The sequence below is a fragment of the Micromonospora tulbaghiae genome (genome assembly GCF_900091605.1).
In the GTDB taxonomy this organism is placed as follows: Bacteria; Actinomycetota; Actinomycetes; order Mycobacteriales; family Micromonosporaceae; genus Micromonospora; species Micromonospora tulbaghiae.
Window position 1 is genome coordinate 992874 of sequence record NZ_FMCQ01000001.1, and the last position, 18689, is coordinate 1011562.

An 18689-nucleotide genomic window follows, 5' to 3' on the forward strand; every position below is an offset into this window, starting at 1 on the left:
CGCCGTCGCCGGCGGTCACCGGGCCACCACCGGGCAGGCGGGGCGGACGAGGCTCATCGGGGCACCGCCGGGCCGGTGGCGGTCGCGTGCAGTTCGGTGACCCGGCCGTCCTCGACGCGCAGGATCCGGTCGGCGGCGGCGAGCAGCGCGGGCCGGTGCGCGACGAGCAGCGCGGTACGTCCGGCGACCAGCCGCCGGGTCGCGTCCAGCACCACCGCCTCGCTGGCGCTGTCCAGCCGTGCGGTCGGCTCGTCGAGCAGCACGACCGGGGCGTCCCGGAGGAACGCGCGAGCGAGCGCGACGCGTTGCCGCTGCCCGCTGGACAGGCCGTGGCCGCGCTCGCCGAGGCGGGTGTCCAACCCGTCGGGCAGGGCGTCGACCACCTCGTCCAGCGCGGCGCCGGTGACCGCCGCGGCGAGTGCGGCATCCGGGGTGTCCGGTGCGCCGAGGCGGATGTTGTCGGCGAGCGACCCGGCGAACAGGTGCGCCCGCTGCGGCACCCAGGCCAGCTCGCGGCGCCAGGCGTCGAGGTCGACCCCGCTCAGGTCCACCCCGTCGGCGGTGACCCGGCCTGAGGTCGGTGCGACGAACCCGAGCAGCAGGTTGAGCAGCGTGCTCTTGCCCGCGCCGCTGGGTCCGATGATCGCCACCCGGTCGCCGGGCCGGATGGTCAGCGTGACGTCGCGCAGCGCGGTGGTCCGGTCGTACGCGACTGTCACGCCCTCGAAGCGGATCTCGCCCCGGCCGGCCGGCGCCGGACGCCGGGGTTCGGCGGCGGTGACGGGCCCGGTGGTGGCGGGTGCGTCGGTGGCGGAGAGCGTGAGCGCCTCGTCCAGCGCGGTGAGCCCTTCCATGCTGGCGTGGAACCGGCTGCCCGCGGCCCGCAGCGGCAGGTACGCCTCCGGCGTGAGCAGGAGCACCAGCAGCGCCGTGGAGAGCGTGAGGCCGCCGCCGAGCAGCCGGATGCCGACCGGCACCGCGACCAGCGCGACGGAGAGCGTGGCGACCAGTTCCAGCACCAGCGCGGACAGGAACGCGATGCGCAGCGTCTTCATGGTGGCCTGGCGGTGGCCGTCGGCCATCCGGCGTACCACGTCGACCTGCCCCTTGGACCGGCCGAACGCGCGCAGCGTGGGCAGCCCGGCCACCATGTCGAGGAAGTGCCCGCCGAGCAGCGACAACCGGCGCCACTGCCGTTCGGTGGCGGCCTGCGCCTGCCAGCCGAGCAGCGCGCCGAAGATCGGGATGAGCGGGATGGTGAGCGCGATGATCAGCGCCGAGCTCCAGTCGGCGAACACGATCCGGGCCAGCACCGCCACCGGCACGGTGACGCTCAGCACGAGCTGCGGCAGGTAGCCGGTGAAGTAGGGGTCGAGCGCGTCCAGCCCGCGCCCGGCCAGGGTGGCGAGCTGCCCGGCCCGCTGCCCGGCGACCCAGGTGGGCCCGTGCCGGCCGACCGCGCCGAGCAGGTCGGCGCGCAGCGCCGCCTTGACCGTCGCGGCGGCCCGCGCCGCCACGGTGCCCTGCGCCCAGCTCACCAGCGCCCGCCCGGCGACCGCGGCCACGAAACCGGCCAGCGCCGGCCGGTGCAGCCGGCCGTCGAACGCCGTGGCCAGCACCGTCGCCAGCGCGGTGGCCTGGGCGATCACCAGCAGCGCGGTGAGCCCGCCCAGCACCGCGAGCACGGCGAGGTCGCGCCGGGCCGCGGGGACCCGACGCAGCAGACGCGGGTCGAACGGGCGGCGGTTCACCAGTACACCGGTGCCCTGCCGTCGATCCGTCCCCGGAAAACCCACCAGCACATCGCCTGAAAGCCTAGTAGGGCCGGCAGGAGCGGTAACGCGAGCCATCCCAACAGGGCCAGCGTCGGGCGGCTGGCAGCCGCCTCGGCCACTGTCAGCGACGCCGCCGGGTCGGTGGTGGAGACCAGGATCCGGGGCCAGAGCGCGGCTCCGATCAGCGGCGCCGGAAGCGCCAGCGCCGTCGCGGTCGCCGCGAAGGCCGTCCCGGCCCGGCCCCGCCGCAGCGCCGCGCGGGCCGCCAGCAGCGCCGCCACGAGCACCAACGGCAGGAGTACGGCGGCCGCCGGGCGCGCCACAGCGGCGCGTACCCGATCGGAGAGCAGGCCCAGGACGGTGGCCGCGGCGACCGCGACGAGCGCGGCGGGCACCAGGCCGCTCGCCAGCCGGGCGAGCGCCGGGGCCTCGGCGGCGGGCAGCCGGAGCGTGAGGAACGTCGCACCGTGCACCGCTACCAGCGCGAGCAGCGCCAGCCCGGCGGCGGCGACGAACGGTGTGGCGAGATGACCGGCACCGACCACGTGGCCGTCCCCGCTCAACGGCACGCCCTGGAGCAGCCCGGCGAGCAGCGCGCCCCAGCCCAGCGCGGCGAGCACGCAGCCGGCCACCACCACCCGGTCCCAGCGGGCGCGAGCGGTGGCGGAGGCCGGGCGGCTGCGCAACTGCACCCCGGCGGTCACCAGCACCACTCCGGTCAGCGCGGCGAGCACGACCGGGTAGAAGCCGGAGAGCAGTTCGCCCTCCAGCCGGGGGAACGCGCCGAACAGGATGCCGACGGCGGCCACCAGCCAGACCTCGTTGCCGAGGAAGAACGGCCCGAGCGCGGTGAGCGTGGCCCGGCTGCCCGGCGCCGGGCCGCGCCGGGCCAGCATCAGGCCGACGCCGTAGTCGTAGCCGCCGAGCACGAGGTAGGCGGCGAAGAAGAGGCCGAGCAGGGCGTACCAGGCGAGTTCCACGGTGGGCTCCCTCAGACGAACACGGGCTGGTGGTGGGCGTCGCTGTCGGGCGCGGGCGGGCGGCCGAGCGCCGGGTCGTGCGCCCCGCGGGCGGCGTGCCGGGCCAGCAGCACCCAGTTGGTCACCGCGAGCGCGCCGAGCAGCAGGCTGAACCCGATCAGCGAGGTGAGCATCAGCCCGGGCGAGACCGGCGAGACGGCCTGCGCGGTGGGCAGCAGCCCGTACGCGGCCCAGGGCTGGCGGCCGACCTCGCGGGCGATCCAGCCGAGCAGCATCGCCACGAAGGGCAGCGGCAGACCGAGCAGGATCAGCCAGAGCGGGACCTTCAGCCGGATGATCCAGTCCCGCCAGAGCAGCGGCAGCAGGAGCCAGACGGCGCCGAGCGTGAAGCCGATCAGGATCATGAAGCCGAGGCCGACGTTGGAGAGCACCGGTGGTTCCCAGTCGCCGGGGCCGAACCGCGCTGTCCAGTCGGTCACGAGCGCGTCGCGATCGGGGCCGCCGCCGAACTTGGTCGGCTGGAGCTGCGCGACCGGGCCGAACTGGGCGAAGCCGAAGCCCTGGAGCATGCTGACCGAGAGCGCGGCGGTGACCAGACCGAGCCGCAGCGAGGTGCGGAAGAGCGCGTAGTCGGGGGTACGCCGGAGCAGGTGCCAGGCGCTCACCGCGGCCATCAGCAGGCCGCCCGTGACCAGGCCGGCCGAGACGACGTGGCCGAACGCCATGCCGAACGTGGGATTGGTGAGCAGCGCGCCGAAGTCGGTGAGGTGGGCGACGCCGTCGCGGACCTCGTACCCGACCGGGTTCTGGAGCCAGGCGTTCGCCACCATGATCCAGAAGGCCGAGGCGTACGCGGTGATCGCCACGCCCCAGAGCAGCGCCAGGTGCACGCCGCGCCGTAGCCGGTGCCACCCGAAGATCCACATGCCGAGGAACGTGGACTCCAGGAAGAACGCCACGAGCGTCTCGATGGCCAGCGGCGCGCCGAACACGTTCCCGACGTAGCGCGACAGCCCGCTCCAGTTCAGCCCGAACTGGAACTCCATCACGATCCCGGTGGCGATGCCGAGCACGTAGTTGATCACGTAGAGCTGGCCCCAGAACCGGGTCAGCCGCTCGTACACCGGCTTGCCGGTCAGGTAGCCGGCGGTCTGCAACCCGACCAGCAGCGTGACCAGGCCGAGCGTGACCGCCACGAACAGGAAGTGGATCGAGGTGGTGGTGGCGAACTGGAGGCGGGCGAGGAGCAGCGGGTCCACTGTCGTCCTCCCATGGGTTGGCTCTCTTGTCGTAGCCAACCTACACGTAGCCTCCCTACCTATAGGAGCGCGCGAACCCGGAGAAGTCCCGTAGGGGTGAGGTCAGCTCAGGAACAGGGCGAACGGCAGGGACACGAGCGTGCCCGCGACGGCCAGCGCCATCGCGCCGAGCACCCGCGGCGGGCGGTCCGCGACGAGCAGCCGCTGCACCCGTACGTCGAGGTCGCGGTCGCCGAGTCCGAGCGTGCCCGCCGGCTGCACCCGGTGCTCGGCGGCGGCGAACCGGCGCAGCGCACCGGCGAGCGGCGCGTCCGCGTGCAGCTCCCGGGCCTTGTCGTCGGCGCGCATCTCGACCAGCAGCGCCACCCGCGCGTGCGCATCCCGTACCCACCGGAACCAGGGCAGCGCCCGGCACAGCGCGGTGAACGGCAGCAGCACCAGGTCGTGCCGCTCCTGGGCGTGCGCCCGCTCATGGGTGAGCACCGCCGCCAGCTCGGCCGGGTCGAGCAGGTCGAGCGTGCCGGCGCTCACCACCACCCGGGGACGCACCCCGGGCAGGCAGTACGCCGCCGCGCTCGGGTGGTCCAGCACCAGCGCGCCGGGCACCGTGGGGTCGCGCCGGGCCACCAGGTGCAGCAGCTCCCGGTGCCGGCGCTGGGCGCGGACCGCGCCGTGCAGGCTACGTACCGTCGTGGTGAGCAGCACCGCGCCGATACCGAGACCGACGCCGACCAGGCTGAGGTGCACCGCGCCCACCCCGGCGGGCAGCGTGCGGTGGGCCAGGTCGTCGGCCAGGGCCAGCAGCGCGTACCCGGTCGCCCGGTCGTACGCGTCGAGCCCCAGCGCCATCGGCAGCCCCATGGCCGACAGTCCGAGCGCCAGCCCGACCGCCTGCCAGCAGATGATCGCCACCCGGGGCGCCCGCCAGGTCCAGCGCGCGGCGGCGAGGACCTGCGCGGTCAGCCAGCAGGCCAGGATGATCGCGGCGAAGTGCAGGGCGTACGCCACGGCAGCCGCCCTACCGGTCCGTCGCCTCGTCGAGCGCCGGCCGACCGGGCCGGGGGTTCTCGACCCGGCCCGCCGGTCCGTCCTCGACCGTCGCCCCGGCCTCGGCGCCGAGCGCGGCGCGGAGGACGTCCGCCTCCGTGCCGGTCACCGAGCGGGCGAAGCGCACGAGTGCGGCGTCCCGGCTGCCGCCGAGGTCGAGGGCTTCGAGCATGAGCTGGGCGATGTGCGCCTCGCGGGTGGCGGCCGGGCGGTAACGCCAGGCCCGCCCCTCCCGCTCGCGCTGCACCATGCCCTTGCCGGCGAGCCGGTCGAGCACTGTCATGACAGTGGTGTAGGCCAGTTCGCGGCCGTCCAGGGCGTCGGCGACCTCGCGTACCGTCACCCCGCCCGACGAGGCGGGCGCCGCGTCCCACAGCACGTCCATCACCGCACGCTCAAGGTCCCCCAGCCGAGTCACCCGGCAATCCTACCCCCGGTAGTAGATCCCTTCCGACCCCCGGGGACCGCCCGGGTCAGACGCCCTTCGGGTGCCAGACCGTCTTGGTCTCCAGCAGCGTGGTCATCCGGGTGATGCCGGGGTCGGCGTGCCAGTCGTGGTCCGCCGGGGCCGGCCGCAGCACCCGCTTGAGGTTCTCCGCGGCCCTGATCTCCAGGTCGGCGGCCAGCTCGGCGTCGGCGACGCCGGTCAGGTCGATCGCGTTGACGTCCATGTGCGCGGCGAGCGTCGGCACCGTCTCGGCCAGCCGGCCGGTGAGGATGTTGACCACCCCGCCGGGCAGGTCCGAGGTCGCGAGCACCTCGGCGAGCGTCACCGCCGCCAGCGGCGCCACCGGGGAGGCGGCCACCACCACAGTGTTGCCGCTGACGATCGCCGGGGCGATCACGCTCACCAGGCCGAGCAGCGCGGGCTCCTCGGGGGCCACCGCAGCCACCACGCCCGTCGGCTCCGGCGCGGACAGGTTGAAGTACGGGCCGGCCACCGGGTTCGCGCCGCCGTACACCTGGGACAGCTTGTCGGACCAGCCCGCGTACCAGACCCAGCGGTCGATCGCCGCGTCCACCTCGTCGGCCGGGAGGCCCAGGGCCACGAACTGCTCGCGCCGGCCCTCCAGCATCTCGGCGACCCGGTAGAGGATCTGACCCCTGTTGTACGCGGTCGCCCCGGCCCAGCCCTTCACCGCGGCACGGGCGGCCACGACCGCGTCCCGCGCGTCCTTCCGGGAGGCAAGAGACACGTTCGCCGATTGCACGAGATACGACCGTCCCGACTCGCTGCGCGGGAACTTCCCGCCGATGAAGAGCTTGTACGTCTTGCGTACCGCGACCCGCTCAGACATTGAGGTACCCCTCCAGCCCGTGCCGGCCGCCCTCGCGACCGTAGCCCGACTCCTTGTAACCGCCGAACGGCGACGTCGGGTCGAACTTGTTGAACGTGTTGGCCCACACCACGCCAGCGCGCAGCCGGTCGGCCAGCCACAGGATCCGGGAGCCCTTGTCGGTCCAGATCCCGGCCGACAGCCCGTACGGCGTGTTGTTGGCCTTCTCGACGGCCTCCGCCGGGGTGCGGAACGTCAGCACGGACAGCACCGGGCCGAAGATCTCCTCGCGGGCGATCCGGTGCGCCTGGGTGACGCCGGTGAAGATGGTCGGCGCGAACCAGAAGCCGCGCTCGGGCAGCTCGCACGGCGGCGACCAGCGCTCGGCGCCCTCGGCGGACCCGGCGTCGGACAGCTCCCGGATCCGGGCGAGCTGAGCGGCCGAGTTGATCGCGCCGACGTCGGTGTTCTTGTCCAGCGGGTCGCCGACGCGGAGCTGGGCCATCCGGCGCTTGAGCGACTCCAGCACCCGGTCGGCCACCGACTCCTGGACCAGCAGCCGGGATCCGGCGCAGCAGACGTGGCCCTGGTTGAAGAAGATGCCGTTGACGATGCCCTCGACGGCCTGGTCGATCGGGGCGTCGTCGAAGACGATGTTCGCGGCCTTGCCGCCCAGCTCCAGCGTGAGCTTCTTGCGGGTGCCGGCGACCGAGCGGGCGATGGCGCGGCCGACCTCGGTGGAGCCGGTGAACGCGACCTTGTCCACGCCCGGGTGCTCGACCAGCGCCCGGCCGGTGTCGCCGGCGCCGGTGACGATGTTCACCACACCGGCGGGCAGGTCGGCCTGCTGGCAGATCTCGGCGAACAGCAGCGCGGTGAGCGGGGTGGTCTCGGCCGGCTTGAGCACCACCGTGTTGCCGGCGGCCAGCGCCGGGGCGATCTTCCACGCCAGCATGAGCAGCGGGAAGTTCCACGGGATGACCTGCGCCGCCACGCCGAGAGGCTTCGGGTCGGGGCCGAAGCCCGCGTGGGGGAGCTTGTCGGCCCAGCCCGCGTAGTAGAAGAAGTGCGCGGCGACCAGCGGCAGGTCGACGTCGCGGGACTCCTTGATCGGCTTGCCGTTGTCCAGCGACTCCAGCACCGCCAGCTCGCGCGAGCGCTCCTGGATGATCCGGGCGATCCGGAACAGGTACTTGGCCCGGTCCCGGCCCGGCATCGGACCCCAGACCTTCTCGTACGCGGTCCGGGCGGCGCGGACCGCGCGGTCCACGTCCTCCTCGCCCGCCTCGGCGATCTCGGCCAGCACCTCCTCGGAGGCCGGGTTCACCGACTTGAAGCTGCCGCCGGAAGCCGGGTCGACGAACGCGCCGTCGACGAAGAGCCCGTACGAGGGCTTGAGGTCCACCACCGAGCGGGACTCGGGGGCGGGAGCGTATTCGAACATCGCGTTCAGTCCAGGGTGAAGTAGTCGGGGCCGGCGTAGACGCCGGTCGTCAGCTTGGTGCGCTGCATGAGCAGGTCGTTGAGCAGGCTCGACGCGCCGAACCGGAACCAGTCCGGGCTCAGCCAGTCGGCGCCGACCGTCTCGTTGACCATGACCAGGTACTTGATGGCGTCCTTGGTGGTCTTGATGCCACCGGCCGGCTTGACGCCGACCTGACGCCCGGTGGCGGCGCGGAAGTCGCGGACCGCCTCCAGCATCACCAGCGTCACCGGCAGGGTGGCCGCGACCGGGACCTTGCCGGTGGAGGTCTTGATGAAGTCGCCGCCGGCCAGCATGGCGAGCCAGGAGGCGCGCCGCACGTTGTCGTACGTGGCCAGCTCGCCGGTCTCCAGGATGACCTTGAGGTGCGCGTTCCCGCATGCCTCCTTGGTGGCCACGATCTCGTCGTAGACCTCGGAGTAGCGCCCGGCCAGGAACGCGCCCCGGTTGATCACCATGTCGATCTCGTCGGCGCCCGCTTCGACCGCTGCCCGCACGTCGGCGAGCTTGATCTCCAGCGGCGCCTGGCCGGACGGGAACGCGGTCGCCACGCTGGCCAGGTGCACGCCGGAGCCGCGCAGCACCTCGGCCACGTGCGGGACCATCGACGGGTAGACGCAGACCGCGCCGACGTGCGGGCAGCTCGGGTCGGCCGGGTCGGGGCGCAGCGCCTTCGCCGCCAGCGCCCGCACCTTGCCCGGGGTGTCCGCCCCTTCCAGGGTGGTCAGGTCGACCATCCGGATCGCCAGGTCGATCGCCTCGGCCTTCGCCGTGGTCTTGATGGAGCGGGTGCCGAGTTGCGCCGCCCGCTGCTCCGCGCCCACCTGGTCCACGCCGGGCAGGCCGTGCAGGAAGGTCCGCAGAGCGGTCTCGGATCGTCCCAGCTCGGTGAGGTCCGACCGGGCCGACGTCGTTGTCGCCGTCATGCCCCGAATAGTACGCACCCGCGAGTCGAGTGATCTTGCTCACGATCGACCGGTCGTGAGCGTCATACGTGAGCGGTGTCGCTGGTCGTACCGCACCTGCCCTGCGCCCGGCCGCCAAACGGTAGGTTGAGCGATCGTGGACGTAACCGTCATTGACCATCCGCTCGCCCAGACGCGGCTGACCGCCATGCGGGACGCCCGGACCGACTCGTCGTCGTTCCGGGCCGCGCTGCGCGAACTCACCACCATGCTGGTGTACGAGGCCGCGCGCTCCTTCCCGGTCGAGAAGTACTCGATCCAGACCCCGGTCACCGCCACCGAGGGCACCCGGCTGGCGAACCCGCCGCTGCTGGTGCCGGTGCTGCGGGCCGGTCTCGGCATGGCCGACGCCGCGCTCGGCCTGCTGCCCGAGTCGTCGATGGGCTTCGTCGGCCTGGCCCGCGACGAGGAGACGTACGAGCCCCGCGCGTACATGGAGTCGCTGCCGCGCGACCTCGCCGGCCTGCCGGTGCTGGTGCTCGACCCGATGCTCGCCACCGGCGGCTCGCTGGAGCACTGCTGCCGGCTGCTCGCCGACCGCGGCTGCACCGACATCACGGTGCTGTGCGTGCTGGCCGCCCCGGTCGGCATCGAGCGGCTGGAGCGCTCCGGCCTGCCGCTGCGCCTGGTCACCGCCTCGATCGACGAGGGACTGAACGACTCGAAGTTCATCGTCCCCGGCCTGGGCGACGCCGGCGACCGCCAGTTCGGCGGCATGCCCCGCTTCTGACCCGGCCGTCCGGGGATCCGGTTCGACCCGGCGACCCCGGGATCCGGCTATTCGGCCGAGAGGGCCCTTTCCCGCTGGGAAGGGGCCCTCTCGGCGTGAATCGGGCGGCCCCGGCGAGTCGGTGCGCGGGGGTGCGGGGAGGCGCTAGCGTTCCGGGCCATGACTGGTGTTGCGCTCGCCGAGGAGCTGCTGCTCCTCGCGTATGACGACGAAACCGGCAAGGCCACCATGCCGCGGATCAGCCTGGACCTGGGCATGGCCGCCGCGGTGCTGGTCGAGCTGGCCCTGGCCGGACGGGTCGCGTACGCGGACGGGAACCTGGCGGTGGTCGACCCGGCCCCGACCGGCGAGCCGATCGCGGACGCCGTCCTCGCCAAGATCGCCGCGGAGACCCCGCACACGCCGTCGTCCTGGGTACAGCGGCTGCGGCACGGGCTGCGCGACCGCATCCTCTCCGACCTCTGCGGGCGGGGCGTGGTGCGGGACGTGGAGGAGACCGAGCTGGGCTTCATCCACGTGCACCGCTACCCGGTGGCGGACGCCTCGGTCGAGGCGGACATCCGGCGGCGGCTGGCCGACGCGCTGACCAGCGGGCAGCTCCCGGACGAGCGGACCGCCGCGCTGGCCACGCTCGTCGCGGTGCTGCGGATGGAACCCGCGCTCGGGCTGACCGGCGCGGCAGCTGAGGACGCCGGCCGGCGACTGGAGGAGATCGCTGCCGGCGCCGGGTTCTCCGGCACCGTGAGCCTGGACGACAGCGTGGTGCGCCCGTCGATCAGCCTGGTCATCGCCGCGCTGGGCCAGGCCGTCGACGCCGCCCTCGGCAAGCGGCCTGCCGCAGGCTGAGGCCGGTGACGGGTGCGTCCGTCGTCGCCGGAGCGACGGCAGACGCACCGGACCGTCAGAGCCCCAGGGCGGCGGCGATCTCGTTGCGCAGCTCGGCCACGGCGGCCCGCGCGCGCTGCCGGGCAGCCGGCACGTCGCCGCCGCTCACCGGCTCCACCACCTCCAGGTACGCCTTGAGCTTCGGCTCGGTGCCGGAGGGCCGGATCACCACCCGGGCCGCGCCGGTGCGCAGGATCACCACGTCCGCGTCCGGAAGCAGGTCGGACGCCTCGGTCACCGGCTGCCCGAGCAGCGCGGTCGGCGTGGCCGCCCGGATCCGGGCCATCGAGTCCGCGATCACCCGCAGGTCCTCCACCCGGACCGAGAGCTGCTCGGTGTGGTGCACGCCGAACTCGGCGGCGAGCTCGTCCAGCCGGTCGAGGAGCGTACGGCCCTCGGCCTTGAGACCGGCGGCCAGCTCGGCGACCGTCAGCGCGGCCGTGATGCCGTCCTTGTCGCGTACGTGACCGGGCGCGACGCAGTAGCCCAGCGCTTCCTCGTAGCCGTACACCAGCGGCTCCCGGCCGCCGCCGGCCCGAACGATCCACTTGAACCCGGTGAGCGTCTCGTCGTAGGGCAGACCCCGGGCCGCCGCCATGGCCCGCAGCAGCGCCGACGACACGATCGTGGTGGCGTACAGGCCGGTCACGCCGCGCCGCATCAGGTGATCGGCGAGCAGCGCGCCCACCTCGTCGCCGCGCAGCATCCGCCAGGACCCGGCGTCGCGTACCGCCACGGCGCAGCGGTCCGCATCAGGGTCGTTGGCGACGGCGATGTCCGCGCCGGTGCGGTCGGCGAGCGCGACCAGCAGGTCCACCGCGCCGGGCTCCTCCGGGTTGGGGAAGCTGACGGTCGGGAACGCCGGGTCCGGCTCGGCCTGCTCGGGCACCACGCCGGGAACGCCGAAACCGGCGCGCGCGAACGCGGCCGTCAGCACCGCGGCGCCCACCCCGTGCAGCGGCGTGTACGCCACCTTCAGATCCCGTGGTCCGGCCGGGTCCACCACGGCGGCGGCCTGCTCGACGTACGCGGCCACCAGGTCGTCGCCGAGCACCTGCCCGGCCGGGCCGAGCGGCACCGCCGCGAGCGGGCCGACCGCCCGGATGGCGGCCTCGATGCCGGCGTCGGCGGGCGGCACGATCTGCGCGCCGGCGCCCAGGTCACCGCCGAGCTGCGCGCCCAGGTAGACCTTGTAGCCGTTGTCCTGCGGCGGGTTGTGGCTGGCGGTGACCATCACTCCGGCGACCGCGCCGAGCTGGCGGACCGCGAACGCCAGCACGGGCGTGGGCAGCGGCCGGGGCAGCAGCAGTGCCGGCCGGCCCGCACCGGTCGCCACCTGCGCGGTGCGCTCGGCGAAGGCCAGCGAGCCGTGCCGGGCGTCGTACCCGATCACCAGTGGGCCCTCGCCGCCCTGGGCGGCGAGCCAGCCGACGAGCCCGGCGGCGGCCTGGGTGACCACGGCGAGGTTCATGCCGTTGGGCCCGGCGCGCAACGGGCCGCGCAGCCCGGCGGTGCCGAAGGTCAGCGGACCGGCGAACCGGTCGGCCAGGTCGGCCGCCGTGCCGGGCAGCCCGTCGAGGACCGCGCGCAGCTCGGCGCGGCCGGCCGGGTCCGGGTCGTCGGCGAGCCAGCGCTCGGCTTGCACGCGAAGGTCGTCAAGGTCAGTGGTATCCGCCGCCATTGCCTCATGAAAGCACGGCGGCGGATCACCAATGGCCGCCGGCCTCGACTCAGTTCGTCGCCGTGAGCTGGAACGAGTCGACCATCGCGTCGAAGATCGGCTTGCTCTCGGCGAATCGTGCGTCGGTCGTGGAGAGGTAGAACGAGTAGACCTTGCCGTCCTTGACCAGGCCCCGCCAGATGCCGTGCCGCATGGCCTCGCCCTCGCCGCAGGTGTATTCGAGCTGGCCCGCGGTCTGGCCGGCGAGTGGCTGCTCGGAGACTGACAACTCGGTGTAGGGGGCCGGGCAGGTCTTGCTGTTCGCGGTCTTGCTCTTCAGGTTCCGCGAGGCGAACTCGGCCCAGCTGATCGAGGTGCCGCCCCACTTCTCGGCGATGACCCGCACCTTGCGGCCCTCGTCGTTCGGGTCGACGTAGTCGACGAAGAGGCCGCCGGTCTGCCGTTGCCAGCCCTTCGGCACCTGGATGGTGATGCCCTTGACGGTCTGCTCCTGCATCTCCGGCGCGGCGGCGGCCGAGTTCGACGGCAGCGTGCCCACGATCGGCGGCGGCCCGTCGTCGTCGCCGCCGCTGGTCAGCGCGATCACGCTCACCAGCAGCACCACGGCGAGGCCACCGGCGGCGGCGAGCTGGACCTTGCGCGGCCACGCCTTCACCCGGCCGAGCAACCCCTTGGTCGCGCCGAGGGCACCTCCGCCGGCCGCCGGTGCGGTGGCCGGGGTGGTCCACGCCTGGCCGGTGCCGGGCACCGACCACTGGTTTCCGCCGCCGTACACCGGCTGGGTGGCGTCGACGGTGCGGCCGTAGGTGGCCGGCGTGGCGGTGGGCACCGCCTGGGTCGCGTCCGCCCCGGCGCCCTGGCCGAGCCGGACCGTGGCGTCCGGCGAGATGCGCTGGGTGGCCTCCGGCGTGCCCGGCCCGGACATCGCGCCGGTCGGGGTGTGCAGCGGGCCGGCCAGCGCGTCGGCGCTGGTCTCGTCGAGCGCGGCGGCACCCGCCGCGGCCTTCTCGGCCTGGGGCCGCTCACCGCGGCGCAGCGCGGCGAGCCGGTCGGTGAGCGACTCGTCCGGGCTGATCATCGCCCGGCCGCCGATCTGCCCGCTCGGCTTCGGCTCCGCCGCGATCGCCGGCGGCGTGGTCGGGCGCGGAACCGGCACCACCGCGTACGGGTCGGTGACCGAGTTGACAGCGGTCGCGGTGCTGGTCAGCGGCCCGGCGAGCAGCTCGCGCAGGTTGGCCCGGGCGCGGTGCACGTCCATCCGGCGGGCCGGGTCCTTCTCCAGCAGCCCCATCAGCACGCCGGTCAGCGGGCCGCTGCGCTGCGGCGTGGCGGGCGGGTCCTCGACCACGGCGTGCATGGTCTCGATCGGGTCGCCCTTGTCGAACGGGGGCCGGCCCTCGACCGCCGTGTAGAGCGTCACGCCGAGCGAGAACAGGTCGCTCGGCGGCCCGAACTCCTGGCCCATGGCCCGCTCGGGCGAGATGAAGTGCGGCGAGCCGAGCACCATGCCGGGCGTGGTGAGCTGCACGTCGGTGGGCATCCGGGCGACGCCGAAGTCGGTGAGCACACAGCGGCCGTCGGTGCAGATCAGCACGTTCGCCGGCTTGACGTCGCGGTGCAGCACGCCGATGGCGTGCGCCACCTCCAGCGCGCCGAGCAGCGCGATCCCGATCTTGGCGACGGCGCGCGGCGCGACCGGCCCGTCCTCGATCACCATGTCGGCCAGGCTGCGGGCGTCCAGCAGCTCCATCACGATCCACGGACGGCCACCCTCGGTGACCACGTCGTAGACCTGCACCACTGCCGGGTGCTGGATCGCGGCGGCGGCACGGGCCTCCCGCAGCGTCCGTTCGTAGAGCGCGTCGCGGTCGCTCGGGGCGAGCCCCGGCGGGAGGACGACCTCCTTGACCGCCACATCACGGCGCAGCAACGTGTCTGTGGCCCGCCAGACCGTGCCCATGCCTCCGTTGCCCACCGGGGAGCGCAGCGAGTAGCGACCACCGATGGTGGTGCCGGGCGCCGCGCGTCCAGTGGGGGGACTGGCCGGTCCGCCGCTCCACGTCGGAATCTGAGTCACAGAAAAGCCACCGGGGGATATCGAGGGGGCTGGGACACAACCCCCCTATCTTGCTGGTTCCGACGCCCGATGCGAAACCCGACGCGGCGGGCGTTTAGCTACTCGACGGTATGTGGTCGGCCGCTCACCTCCGGTGGGTCGCCGCCGTGAGGTGTGCGGTATCCCTCACCCACCAGGCGGTCTGCGCGTCCTACCATCCGGTAATGAGCGATGCGCGGTCAAGCGAGTCGGGTTTCCCGATCCAGGGCGTCTACACGGCGGCAGACCTTCCCGAGGACCTGGACGCCCGGCTGGGCGAGCCGGGCGAGTTCCCGTACACCCGCGGGGTCTACCCGACGATGTACACCTCCCGGCCCTGGACCATGCGGCAGTACGCCGGCTTCGGCACCGCGACCGAGAGCAACGCGCGCTATCACCAGCTGCTGCGTGCCGGCACCATGGGCCTGTCCGTCGCGTTCGACCTGCCCACCCAGATGGGGTACGACTCGGACGACCCGATCGCGCACGGCGAGGTGGGCAAGGTCGGCGTTGCCATCGACTCCATCGAGGACATGCGCACGCTGTTCGGCGGCATCCCGCTGGACAAGGTCTCCACCTCGATGACCATCAACGCGCCCGGCTCGGTGCTGCTGCTGCTCTACCAGCTCGTGGCCGAGGAGAACGGCGTCCCCGGTGCGGCGCTCAACGGCACCATCCAGAACGACATCCTCAAGGAGTACATCGCCCGGGGGACGTACATCTTCCCGCCGAAGCCCTCGCTGCGGCTGGTCGCCGACACCTTCGCCTACTGCCGGGCCGAGGTGCCGAAGTGGAACACCATCTCCATCTCCGGCTACCACATGGCCGAGGCCGGCGCGTCGCCCGCGCAGGAGGTCGCGTTCACGCTCGCCAACGGCGTCGAGTACGTCCGCGCGGCGCTCGCCGCCGGGCTGGCCGTGGACGACTTCGCGCCCCGGCTGTCGTTCTTCTTCGTGGCCCGCACCACGCTCCTGGAGGAGATCGCCAAGTTCCGCGCCGCCCGGCGGATCTGGGCCCGGCTGATGCGCGACGAGTTCGGCGCGAAGAACCCGAAGTCGATGATGCTGCGGTTCCACACCCAGACCGCGGGCGTCCAGCTCACCGCCCAGCAGCCGGAGGTGAACCTGGTCCGGGTGGCGGTGCAGGGCCTCGGCGCGGTGCTCGGCGGCACCCAGTCGCTGCACACCAACAGCTTCGACGAGGCCATCGCGCTGCCCACCGAGAAGGCGGCCCGGCTGGCGCTGCGGACCCAGCAGGTGCTGGCGTACGAGACGGACCTGACCGCCACCGTCGACCCGTTCGCCGGTTCGTACGTGGTGGAGGCGATGACCGCCGAGGTGGAGGCGGCGGCCACCGAGCTGATGGACCGGGTCTTCGACCACGGTTCGGCGGTGGACGCAATCGAGGCCGGTTTCCAGAAGCGGGAGATCGAGCAGTCCGCGTACCGGATCGCCCAGGAGATCGACTCGGGTGAGCGGGTGGTGGTCGGGCTCAACCGGTTCCAGATCGACGAGGAGGAGCCGTACGAGCCGCTGCGGGTGGACCCGGCGATCGAGGCGGCGCAGGGGGAGCGGCTGGCCCGGCTGCGCGCCGAGCGGGACTCGGGCGCGGTCGAGCGGGCCCTGGCCGAGCTGCGTGCCGCCGCCGAGGGAGACGCCAACGTGCTCTACCCGATGAAGGAGGCGCTGCGCGCCCGCGCGACGGTCGGCGAGGTCTGCGGAACGCTGCGCGAGGTGTGGGGGATCTACCGGCCCAGCGACCGGTTCTGAACTGTCCGGAGGCGGCCCCGCCGTGCACCCTCGGTGTGCGGCGCGGGCCGCCTTCGCGTGTGCGATTCGGCGATTCGGGTAACCGGATCGGGTGAACGGGACGGACAGGCTGTGCGGTCGACGGTCGGACCCTCGTGTCACCGTCGGGAGTCTTCCGGCAGCCGACAGTTGTCGTGCAATTGTCGGAGCGACAGTTAATTGCCGCGACTAATGCGACAATTCGGAACGACGGGCCGGTATTTGTGGCCGTTGAAACGGTTACGCGTTGTAGGAGGTGGGAGGCGGATGACGGCGTTCGACCGCGATCTACCTGCTGTCCCGCAGATATTCGAGCCCTCTCACCAGGGGATTCGTGACGCTGCGCGGTCCGACCGCTACGCGAAAGATGTTGCGCAGCGTCACCGCCGGAGGTCTAGGCTGTCTGCTGTCCGACCCGAAGATCCATCCACTTCTAGTGATCGAGAATTCGACGTGACGAGTGCGTTGACGCTGCCTTCCGGCGGCCTGCTGTCGTCGTCCCGGCCCGAGGCGCCGACCGCTTACCAGCCCCTGCCCTTCGAGCTCGACCATCTGCTCGCGCTGCGCGTACCCGGCCTCATCGAAACGCGCCGCCACATCCACTCCCACCCGGAGTTGTCCGGCGAGGAGTTCGAGACGGCCGCCCTGGTACACCGTGAGCTGTCCCTCGCCGGTCTCAAGCCGCGCCTGCTGCCCAAGGGCAACGGCGTCATCTGCGACATCGACGGACGCCCGGACGGGCCGGTGATCGCGCTCCGCGCCGACATCGACGCGCTGCCGCTGAGCGACCCGAAGGACGTGCCGTACCGCTCGACCGTGGAGGGCGTCTGCCACGCCTGCGGCCACGACGTGCACACGTCGGTGATGCTCGGCGTCGGCATGCTGCTGGCCCAGCTCGCCGACACGGGCCGGCTCGACGGCCGGGTCCGGCTGATCTTCCAGCCCGCCGAGGAGATCCTGCCCTGCGGCTCGCTGGAGGTCATCGAGGCCGGCGGCCTGGACGACGTGGTGCAGATCTTCGCGCTGCACTGCGACCCGAACCTGCCGGTGGGCAAGGTCGGCCTGCGGGTCGGCCCGATCACCGCCGCCGCCGACAACGTCACCGTCCGCCTCACCGGGCCGGGCGGGCACACCGCCCGCCCGCACCTGACCGTGGACCTCGTGGACGCGCTCGGCCGCCTGGTCACCGAGGTGCCGACGCTGATCAGCCGCCGGGTGCCGGCCAACAGCGGGCTGCTGCTGGTGTTCGGCCACGCCTCGGCCGGCACCCGTTACAACGTCATCCCGTCCGAGGCGTGCGCGGCCGGCACGCTGCGGGTGATGGACCGCGACACCTGGGACCAGGCGCCCGAGATCGTGGCTCAGGTGGTGCGGGACGTGCTCGCCCCCACCGGCGCCACGGTCGACCTGGAATACCTGCGTGGCCGGCCCCCGGTGACGAACGACGCCCGCGCGATCGGCGTGCTCACCGCCGCCACCGCCGCGGCGCTCGGCCCCGACGGCATCGCCGAGACGCCGCAGAGCATGGGCGGCGAGGACTTCTCCTGGTACCTGGAGCACGTGCCCGGTGCGCTCGCCCGCCTCGGCGTCGGCCGGAGCGGGCCCAACGTGGACCTGCACCGGGCCTCGTTCGACGTGGACGAGCGCGCCATCGAGGCGGGCGTACGCCTCATGGTCCAGACCGCGCTGCGGGCACTGGCGGCGGCGCGCTGACCGGACCGCCGGCCAGCCCCGCCGGCATCGGCACCGGTTCGGGGCCCGGCGGCGTCCGCCGGGCCCGCACCCGGCGCCGCCACAGAAGCAGCAACCACAGCGGTACGCCGATCACGACCGCGAAGGGCAGCACCGCGCCGAGCACTGTGAGCAGGACCCGGGCCGAGGCCAGGAACGCCGTCCAGCCGCCGCCCAGCCCGGCCAGGAAGCCCAGGTCGGCCTCCTCCTCGGCGGTGCTGGCGTCCTGACCGAGGAACGTCACGGTGATGGTGGAGAGCGAGGTCAGGTCCGCCAGCCGGCGCTTGCGGGCCTCCAGCGAGGCCAGGTCCGCCTGCCGGCTGCCCACCTCGTTCTCCAGCCGCACCAACTCGTCCACCGAGGTGGCCCGGGCGAGCAGCTTGCGGGCGCTCTCCACCCGCGCCCGCTGGGTGGCGATCCGGGCGTCCAGGTCGACCACCTGCTCGGTGACGTCCTCGGTGCGGATCTCCCGGCGCTCCTGCCGGCCGAAGCCGGCGAGCTGGTCGATCACCGCGCTGAACCGGTCCGCCGGCACGCGCAGTGTCAGTGCGGCCCGCGCCTCGGCGTCCCGGCTCGACCGCCGGTCGGCGCCGACGAACCCGCCGGCCGCGGTGACGGCGGTGACCGCCTCCCGCGCCGCGGCCTCCACATCGTCCACCCGGACCTGCATGGTCCCGGTGTAGATGATGGATCGCTGGTCGACCCGCAGGTCCGCGCCGCCGGTGCCGCCGGGAGCGGCCTGGTCGCGGTCCGCGCCACCGCCGTCCGCGCCGCCCTCGGCGGCCTGCTCGCGTCCCGCGCCTGAGTCGGCCGCCGGCGCGGCCGAGTCGCTGCCACTGTCACCGCCCGCGCCGCACGCGCCCACACTCAGCGCCGCTATCAGACCCACAGCCACCAGGGCCACGCCCCGGAGTCGTCGTCCGCCCATACCCCGTACTCCGATCGTCGGCGGCCCCGCCAACCGGGACCGATACCTCGGACGTGACGCGTGGTC

The 18689-nt window shown here is 73.5% G+C and carries 15 protein-coding genes; 4 read left to right on the plus strand and 11 right to left on the minus strand.

Going from position 1 to position 18689, the window contains the following annotated elements:
* Positions 1 to 53 precede the first annotated feature (53 nt).
* The 8 genes from cydD to deoC all read right to left on the minus strand — a co-directional run bounded on the left by cydD (position 54) and on the right by deoC (position 8747).
* Positions 54 to 1751, minus strand: coding sequence for a thiol reductant ABC exporter subunit CydD (gene cydD / locus GA0070562_RS04855; RefSeq protein ID WP_091415430.1), 1698 nt, complete (start codon positions 1749 to 1751; stop codon positions 54 to 56).
* Positions 1748 to 2755, minus strand: coding sequence for a cytochrome d ubiquinol oxidase subunit II (locus GA0070562_RS04860; RefSeq protein WP_091415432.1), 1008 nt, complete (start codon positions 2753 to 2755; stop codon positions 1748 to 1750). Before GA0070562_RS04860 ends, cydD begins: the two co-directional genes overlap by 4 nt.
* A gap of 11 nt (positions 2756 to 2766) precedes the next feature.
* Positions 2767 to 4014 carry a cytochrome ubiquinol oxidase subunit I gene (locus tag GA0070562_RS04865; protein WP_091415436.1) on the minus strand — a complete coding sequence of 416 codons (1248 nt, stop codon included), beginning with the start codon at positions 4012 to 4014 and terminating at the stop codon, positions 2767 to 2769.
* Between the two features lie 102 nt (positions 4015 to 4116).
* Positions 4117 to 5022, minus strand: a complete 906-nt coding sequence (locus GA0070562_RS04870) for a M56 family metallopeptidase (RefSeq protein ID WP_091415439.1) — start codon at positions 5020 to 5022, stop codon at positions 4117 to 4119.
* A gap of 10 nt (positions 5023 to 5032) precedes the next feature.
* Complete coding sequence (locus GA0070562_RS04875; RefSeq protein ID WP_026268060.1) at positions 5033 to 5479, minus strand: BlaI/MecI/CopY family transcriptional regulator; 447 nt, start codon at positions 5477 to 5479, stop codon at positions 5033 to 5035.
* Between the two features lie 55 nt (positions 5480 to 5534).
* Positions 5535 to 6359, minus strand: coding sequence for an aldehyde dehydrogenase family protein (locus GA0070562_RS04880; protein ID WP_091415442.1), 825 nt, complete (start codon positions 6357 to 6359; stop codon positions 5535 to 5537).
* Complete coding sequence (locus GA0070562_RS04885; RefSeq protein ID WP_091415447.1) at positions 6352 to 7782, minus strand: aldehyde dehydrogenase family protein; 1431 nt, start codon at positions 7780 to 7782, stop codon at positions 6352 to 6354. The genes GA0070562_RS04880 and GA0070562_RS04885 overlap by 8 nt, the downstream gene beginning before the upstream one ends.
* A gap of 5 nt (positions 7783 to 7787) precedes the next feature.
* The gene (gene deoC, locus GA0070562_RS04890) at positions 7788 to 8747 is read right to left on the minus strand and encodes a deoxyribose-phosphate aldolase (protein ID WP_091415451.1); all 960 of its coding nucleotides are present in this window, start codon (positions 8745 to 8747) and stop codon (positions 7788 to 7790) included.
* Between the two features lie 136 nt (positions 8748 to 8883).
* Here deoC and upp point away from each other — a divergent pair, with 136 nt between their 5' ends.
* Entirely contained in the window at positions 8884 to 9516 is a 633-nt protein-coding gene (gene upp / locus GA0070562_RS04895) for a uracil phosphoribosyltransferase (protein WP_091415454.1), read from the plus strand.
* Between the two features lie 159 nt (positions 9517 to 9675).
* A complete protein-coding gene (locus GA0070562_RS04900) occupies positions 9676 to 10362 on the plus strand; it encodes a GOLPH3/VPS74 family protein (protein ID WP_091415458.1) in 687 nt (228 codons plus the stop codon).
* A 55-nt stretch (positions 10363 to 10417) separates the two neighbouring features.
* Here GA0070562_RS04900 and GA0070562_RS04905 read toward each other — a convergent pair whose 3' ends face one another.
* Together GA0070562_RS04905 and GA0070562_RS04910 are read right to left on the minus strand one after the other, a co-directional pair.
* Positions 10418 to 12082: a phospho-sugar mutase gene (locus GA0070562_RS04905; protein WP_091415461.1), complete on the minus strand. Its 1665-nt coding sequence runs from the start codon at positions 12080 to 12082 to the stop codon at positions 10418 to 10420.
* A gap of 49 nt (positions 12083 to 12131) precedes the next feature.
* Positions 12132 to 14159 (minus strand): serine/threonine-protein kinase, encoded by a 2028-nt coding sequence (locus GA0070562_RS04910; protein ID WP_091415464.1) that lies wholly within the window; start codon positions 14157 to 14159, stop codon positions 12132 to 12134.
* Between the two features lie 203 nt (positions 14160 to 14362).
* Here GA0070562_RS04910 and GA0070562_RS04915 point away from each other — a divergent pair, with 203 nt between their 5' ends.
* Both GA0070562_RS04915 and GA0070562_RS04920 read left to right on the plus strand, forming a co-directional pair.
* Positions 14363 to 15946, plus strand: a complete 1584-nt coding sequence (locus GA0070562_RS04915) for an acyl-CoA mutase large subunit family protein (RefSeq protein WP_091415467.1) — start codon at positions 14363 to 14365, stop codon at positions 15944 to 15946.
* A gap of 471 nt (positions 15947 to 16417) precedes the next feature.
* Positions 16418 to 17677 carry an amidohydrolase gene (locus GA0070562_RS04920; protein WP_091415471.1) on the plus strand — a complete coding sequence of 420 codons (1260 nt, stop codon included), beginning with the start codon at positions 16418 to 16420 and terminating at the stop codon, positions 17675 to 17677.
* On the opposite strand, the gene GA0070562_RS04925 is transcribed toward GA0070562_RS04920, so the two are convergent.
* Positions 17634 to 18623, minus strand: a complete 990-nt coding sequence (locus GA0070562_RS04925; RefSeq protein ID WP_091415474.1) for a DUF4349 domain-containing protein — start codon at positions 18621 to 18623, stop codon at positions 17634 to 17636. The two genes, GA0070562_RS04920 and GA0070562_RS04925, sit on opposite strands and share 44 nt — an antisense overlap.
* Positions 18624 to 18689 lie beyond the last annotated feature (66 nt).